The organism is Sphingomonas sp. CCH10-B3 (assembly GCF_001556185.1).
Taxonomy (GTDB): Bacteria; Pseudomonadota; Alphaproteobacteria; order Sphingomonadales; family Sphingomonadaceae; genus Sphingomonas; species Sphingomonas aquatica.
The window spans coordinates 1-5,978 of sequence record NZ_LSIJ01000072.1 but is presented as its reverse complement, the minus strand read 5'-3'; the positions used below and the strand labels follow the sequence as shown (position 1 = coordinate 5,978).

The 5,978-nt window shown below is 58.4% G+C and carries 4 protein-coding genes; all 4 read right to left on the bottom strand.

Annotated features, from left to right (window positions below):
• Positions 1 to 1,571 (bottom strand): DEAD/DEAH box helicase family protein (locus AX672_RS12060; RefSeq protein ID WP_202189320.1); only part of this gene is annotated, 1,571 nt, incomplete at its 3' end.
• A gap of 121 nt (positions 1,572 to 1,692) precedes the next feature.
• Positions 1,693 to 3,363, bottom strand: coding sequence for an RNA-binding domain-containing protein (locus AX672_RS12055; RefSeq protein ID WP_066651705.1), 1,671 nt, complete (start codon positions 3,361 to 3,363; stop codon positions 1,693 to 1,695).
• 3 nt (positions 3,364 to 3,366) lie between these two features.
• Positions 3,367 to 5,241: a site-specific DNA-methyltransferase gene (locus AX672_RS12050; protein WP_066651703.1), complete on the bottom strand. Its 1,875-nt coding sequence runs from the start codon at positions 5,239 to 5,241 to the stop codon at positions 3,367 to 3,369.
• Between the two features lie 157 nt (positions 5,242 to 5,398).
• Positions 5,399 to 5,978, bottom strand: a 580-nt coding sequence (locus tag AX672_RS12045; protein WP_066651701.1) for a DUF4391 domain-containing protein, incomplete at its 5' end; no start/stop codon positions are given.

Sequence of the window (5,978 nt, the reverse complement as noted above, 5' to 3'; positions counted from 1 at the left end):
TTCTCATGATGTCCGCCAAATCGTTGTCTGGCGCACAAACCTTGAGGTGACGCCTTCAACCGCTTGGTCTTCTTGTCGATCGAGAAATAGCCATCGTGTGTCTTGGCTACCGGAATCGCTTCGAGGTGCTTGCGCCAGGCAGCCTCATCGAGCGGAAGCTCAGCGAGCACCAACGCAACTGCCTCGGCATATTCTTCCTCGAACATGCGGGCATATTCGCCGTTCTGATCGTCGCGGCTGTAGTCGCGGTACTTGGCCACCTCGTCGATGAAGAACAGCGACAACACCTTGACCCCTTGGGCAAAGAGCTGACGCTCCTTTTCAAGATGGGCGCGGATCGTTTCGCGGATTTGAATCCGCCGGATGTCCCGCTCCGAGAGGTCACCATAAGCCTCGCCAGCCTTAAGCGTGATCCCATTGGTGAACTCGACGGTGTCGGCGGTGGCATCGATCTGCGACACGACGAAGTCACGGTACTGATCCAGCCCGCCTGACAGATCGTAGAGGTCATCGCGGAACTTCAGACGTTTCAGCCGGCGCTTGATCGTTCCGGTGGTGTCCTTGATCTCCATCTCCAGACGGGCAAAGGGCCCGCCCTTGCCGCGGCCGACCGTCTCAATCCCCTCGAGATAGAGATAGGCCGTCGTGCCGGTCAGTCCCTTCAGCGCAATACCCCGGACCTGGATCTTCTTCACCAGCTTCTGGTTGTAGGCGTCCAGCGCATCGAGCCGGTGGATCTTGGTGTGCTCGGTCCGGTGCGTTGCCGAATAACGCATGATGAACAGAGGGCGGAACTTGGGAAGCGCTTCGACCGTGGCCTTGCCTTCCATCTTTTGCGGCTCATCGAGGATTAGGATCGGCCGGTTGGCGGCGATCACATCGATCGGCTTGCGCGACTGGAAGTCATCGAGGGCGTCATAGATGCGGCGGTTATCCTTGCCGCTGGCGTTGAAGGCCTGGATGTTCATGACCATCACGTTCAGTCCGGCATCGGACGAGAAGCTCTCGAGCTCGTGCAGGCGCTTCGAGTTGTAGATGAAGAAGCGAGCCTTCTTCCCGTAGGTTTCGGTGAAGTGCTCCGCTGTGATCGAAAGCGACTTGGCGACACCCTCGCGGATGGCGATGCTCGGGACGATGATGATGAACTTCGACCAGCCATAGCGCCGGTTCAGCTCGAACATCGTCTTGATGTAGCAGTAGGTCTTGCCGGTCCCCGTTTCCATCTCGACATCGAGATGAAGCGGTGCGGCGGCGGCCATATTCTTGAGATAGGCAGCCGGAGCGGGCACCGCCCTGCCCTTCGCGTCCCGCGTGACAAAGCTGGTCAGGGATGGCGATTGTGGGAGATTTTGCCGGCGCTGGACCGCGTTGATGTTCGTCAGCAACTGCGCGTCGGTGAGCGCGATATCGGGGTTGCGGAACCCTTCATCGTCAAACGCCTCTGCCTGGTTCCGCTTGCCCGGGTCGATCCTGTAGGCTGGACCGACGCTGAAGGGCTGGCCCGCAAAGCAATCGACCACCGCGTCGACGGCCATGGTCTGGTAGGGCTGAACCTTGAATTTGAGCTTCATGGCCGACGCAGGCCCTTTCTGCATTCATAACTTTGGAGAGAGAATTTTCCACTGTGCAGAAAGAGGGAACCGACGGAATCCCTTGGATTTATCCGCCCGACCTTTCTGCAAGAGGCCGCAATCATCGTGGCTTTCTTTCTGCAAGCATCCATTGCGGCGCCGCCCGCGGACCCTTGTTCACGATCACCCCCTGGCGCCGCAGCTTGGTAAGCAGGTTGGCAATCTTCTTGGTGCGCTGTTCGGGCGTGAGGGCGTCGCTCAGCTTGTCGAGCAACAGCTGGTCGACCTCCCGACGTGTGGCACGGCCTGCGCCCGCGAGATAGTCAGTCAGTAGCTTAGCATAGAACTCATCATCCTGCGCGCGGGTGCGGACATAGTCGGCCATCGTGGCCGTTGCCGCTGCCACCGTCGCTGAGACATGGAAGTTCGGTTTGCGCCCCTCGATGAGCTTCCGGCGGCGCAGGTGCTTGATGGCATCGTCGGTAATGGGCAGCTTCTTCTGTACCCGGTCAAGATTGACGACATCGACCAGATCAAGCTCGGCCTGCTGCATCAGCAAGCGGCTATAGGCGGGGTCGACCACGCGGCCATGAATTGTCAGGCTGACCGCGGTCGGATCCTTCACATCATAATCGGGCAACGGGAAGAACCGCCTCCGCTGCGCCTCATAGATGCGCTGAATGCCATACCCCATCTGGTCGATCATATTGAGCTCGGCCATTGCCTGGACCAGCCAGCTGTTACGATAGCGGCGCGGGGTCGAGCGGGCACCAGTGGCATAATCCGTGGGCTCGCCATCCACGAAACCGCCCTCGCTCTCGAAAGTCAGCCTATCGAGGTATTCGGTGACGACGATACGGCCGTTGCGGGTGTAGTCCTGGTGGGCGATGCAGTTGTGCAGGGCCTCAAGAACCACGCTTTGGTCATATTTCGACACCTCATGCGCCAGCAGCTGGTCCTGTGGCAAGATGCGGATCTGCACGTTGCGGATACGGGCAAAGACCTCGGAGGATGTGAGCAAAAACGGCGGGTAGAAATGCTCATAGGCCTGCTCTTCCCCGCGCAGGCTCCAGGTGATCTCGGCCGGGTGCGGACTTAGCTTCCCTGCCGCCTCCATCTTGCCAAGCAGCAGCAGTGCTGCGCGGGTTATCGCGCCATTCTGGGTGACCTTCGCTCTGTCGAGGAAGGTAGCGTCACTCCAGCCTGCCACTTCTTCTGACGAGACCCGACGTGCATGCTTCTCAGCAAATCGTTCTCGCGCAACAGAGATCGCCTTTGGGTCAAGGTCGGCCAGCGCTGCCCCTTCGACCACCTGCGCCGTCCAATCGGTTGCGATAGTCTGGTTGCGGATCTCGTCCAGCTTGTCTGGTGGCAGAGCGATCAGGCTCTCGCCCGCTCGCCCATAGGCGTGGCCGCTCCAAGTGATTGGCATGCCCCGCGGCGCTGCCGGCACTTCGAACAGTATGACGCGGCCATCGGGATGCAGCAGCTCGTGGATGTCGCGGAAGGTGATGCTGCTCGTTCCGTCTAACACCTGCTTCTTCGTGGCCTGCAGGTGCTCGGAACTTTCCTTGTAGGTTGTGCCCACCACCTGGCGGGTATTGTTATCGACCCCGAACACGATCCATGCGCGATCCATGCCGCGCAGGTTCGCCTCGTTGGCCAGGGCCGAGAGATATTTGCCCAGGTCGCTCACGGAATAGCTGTCTTTACCGCGCTTGAACTCCACCACCTCATCCTCCCAATGGGCGATAAGCTGGGCGAGCAGAGAAGTGAGCGCGGCCTGATCCATCGCTCAGATGGCCTTCAGTTCGGTGCCCGGCGAGAGCTGGCGGAAGAGCTGCTCGGCGTTGATGCGATCGGCATCGCGGGCAAAGCTGGTGTCGCGGAACACGGCGCGCAGTGGTGCGCGGGCGGCGATCTCCTTCACCAACTCATCGGTGACGCCAGTGTCGAAACAGGCGATCAGCGCATTGCCATCCACCGAATAAACGGTCTTCCCGTGCAGGGCTTCGCGGTTGATCGGCAGGGTCAGCTCCACACCCCAGTCGATCAGCACCTGGAACAGCAGATCCTCGCCGGTGCGATCAGGCTTTACGCTGTCGACTTGCCCGAAGAGCTCGTCCTGGCTCACCTCGTCAGGGCGGTAGTAAACGTCGCTCATGTTAGAGCTGTCGACCTTGAGCACGCGAAAGCCGACGTCACGGTTCCAATCGCCGTGACATTGACCCGCAAGCATCTTTTTGCCTGCGCGACGGATTCGTTCTTTGGAAATCTCGGCAATCGTTCCGAGGCCTGCCTTTGCAGCCTCTGATGAACCGCCGGTTTCTTCCGGCAATTGAACCAGCACAAATTTACGGTTGCCGCCATCGATTGCGTTTTGGGCCATGACAGCGTGAGCCGTCGTTCCAGACCCCCCGAAGAAGTCGAGGACTACTCCATCCCTAGAGCTTCCAGCCTGGACAACGTGCCGGATCAGCCCCTCCGGCTTTGGATTCTCGAAAACCACTGTGTTGCCAAAGATTTCCCCCATTTCGAGGGAGCCAGACGTGTTATAAGGAGCAAAATCCCATAGCGTCGTCCACGTAGCACCGTCTTTCACATCACAGAGAAAGCGCTTGAGCTTAGGTGAGCTATCATCACCCTTCCCAAAGAATATCTCGTCTTGGTCGATTAGGCGTTCAACTTTCTCTTTATTAAAATGCCAATTACCATTATTTGGCGGATAGAATTCCTTGCCTGTTCTAGGATTTCGGATGGGGTAGTATAGGGCAGCGCTATATCTTCCGCCCTTGACGTTGGAAGTTAGGTCGCCCGCCACCCAAGGCCCTTTGGGGTGACCATCGGGGTTCTTATATCGTGCAATCTGTTCCTCGCTTCGAGGCCGCAAGTTCAACGCATCAATCGAAGTTCTGACATACACAAGAATATAATCATGCTGAGCGCCTATAACCCGATCGTTTGGCGGAGTATTGCGCTTCTTCCAGATTATCTGTGCCGCAAATTGCTCCTCTCCGAAAATCTCATCACAGATCTTTCTGAGATTTGAAACTTCACCATCATCGATTGATACGAACATAACTCCATCGTCCGCGAGCAGACGGCGAGCTAAGCGGAGGCGCGCGCCCATCATACTTAGCCAATCCGAATGGAATCGGCCATTCCCTTCAGAGTTTGCAACCAATCGACCTCCACTCGTGTCTGATTGATTTGATTTTCTCAAGAAGTCTTCAGAGCTTTCGGAAAAATCATCATCATAAATGAAGTCGCGCCCAGTGTTGTAAGGCGGATCGATATAGATCAGCTTGACCTTCCCGAGATAGCTCTCTTGCAAAAGCTTCAAGGCATCTAGATTGTCGCCTTCAATGAAGAGGTTCTGGGTCGTATCGAAATCCACGCTCTCCTCGCGGCAGGGCCGCAGGGTCTTGGCGATGGGCGCATTGGCAGTGAGCAGCGCCTCGCGCTTGCCGGGCCAGTCGAGCCGATAACGCTCCTGCGGGCCTTCGACGATATGATCCGAAAGCGTCTGGCGCAGCTGATCGAAGTCAACGGCGAGCCGGATGTTGCCCTGCTCGTCGGCGGCCTCTGTCACGCAATCAGGAAAAAGGGCGCGGATCTTGGCAATGTTTTCCTGAGACAGGTCCGGGCTGTGCATTTTCATCTTGTCCATGGCCCGAATTCCTAGCGGCCACGGTGGCTTTTGTCGAACAGTCAGCGGCACTTGATCGGCAAATTTGGATGGGGCAGCCATGGGAGCATCCCGCCCAAAGGATGGATGTCGATACCCCTTAGCGGCTACGCCAGCGTCCACCGCCCATCCAATGCAATCAGCCCCTTAGATCCCCGAGCTTTGCTTTCGCCGCCCGAAGCGCCGCATTGACCTCAACCTTCCGGTTGAACTGCTTTTCCCTCGCCAGAGCATTTTCAAGCCGCTTGATCTCACGCTCAATCTGTGCGGCCTCTTCTGCCCGGGCGACACGCGCTGCAATCGGCTCGTCGTCGCTTCGCTTTGGCGGTAGCATGGGCTCGAGCAGCCGCGCATAGAGCGTGCCCATGTCCAGCGCGGTGGGCAGAGCCTGACGCGGTGCGTCCCCCGCGTCCCAAGCGGTGAAGGCGTGCGTTGCGGTAACCCACTTGCCCGCCTCCGCCTGGCTTGGGCGCTTCCACGCCATTGCCATCCGAGTGCGCCCGGCATTGTTGAGCTCGAGGATCAAGGGCCGCGGAATGGCCTTCTCGATCGCCACCAGAACTGCCGGTTCGACGTCCGGCGTATGCAGGTCGATCGCAATAACGGCAATCTCCTCGACGTCTGCCGAAGGTCGTAGGTTCAACCGATCCGCGCGAAGCACGTGGTGTCCCCCGTCAGCACCAATGGCACAGATTTGAGGTTGTGATTTAAGGAGGGTT

Coding starts and splice junctions, on each gene's coding strand:
- AX672_RS12055 (WP_066651705.1), bottom strand. CDS start 3,363: ATGGATCAGGCCGCGCTCACTTCTCTGCTCGCCCAGCTTATCGCCCAT.
- AX672_RS12050 (WP_066651703.1), bottom strand. CDS start 5,241: ATGGACAAGATGAAAATGCACAGCCCGGACCTGTCTCAGGAAAACATT.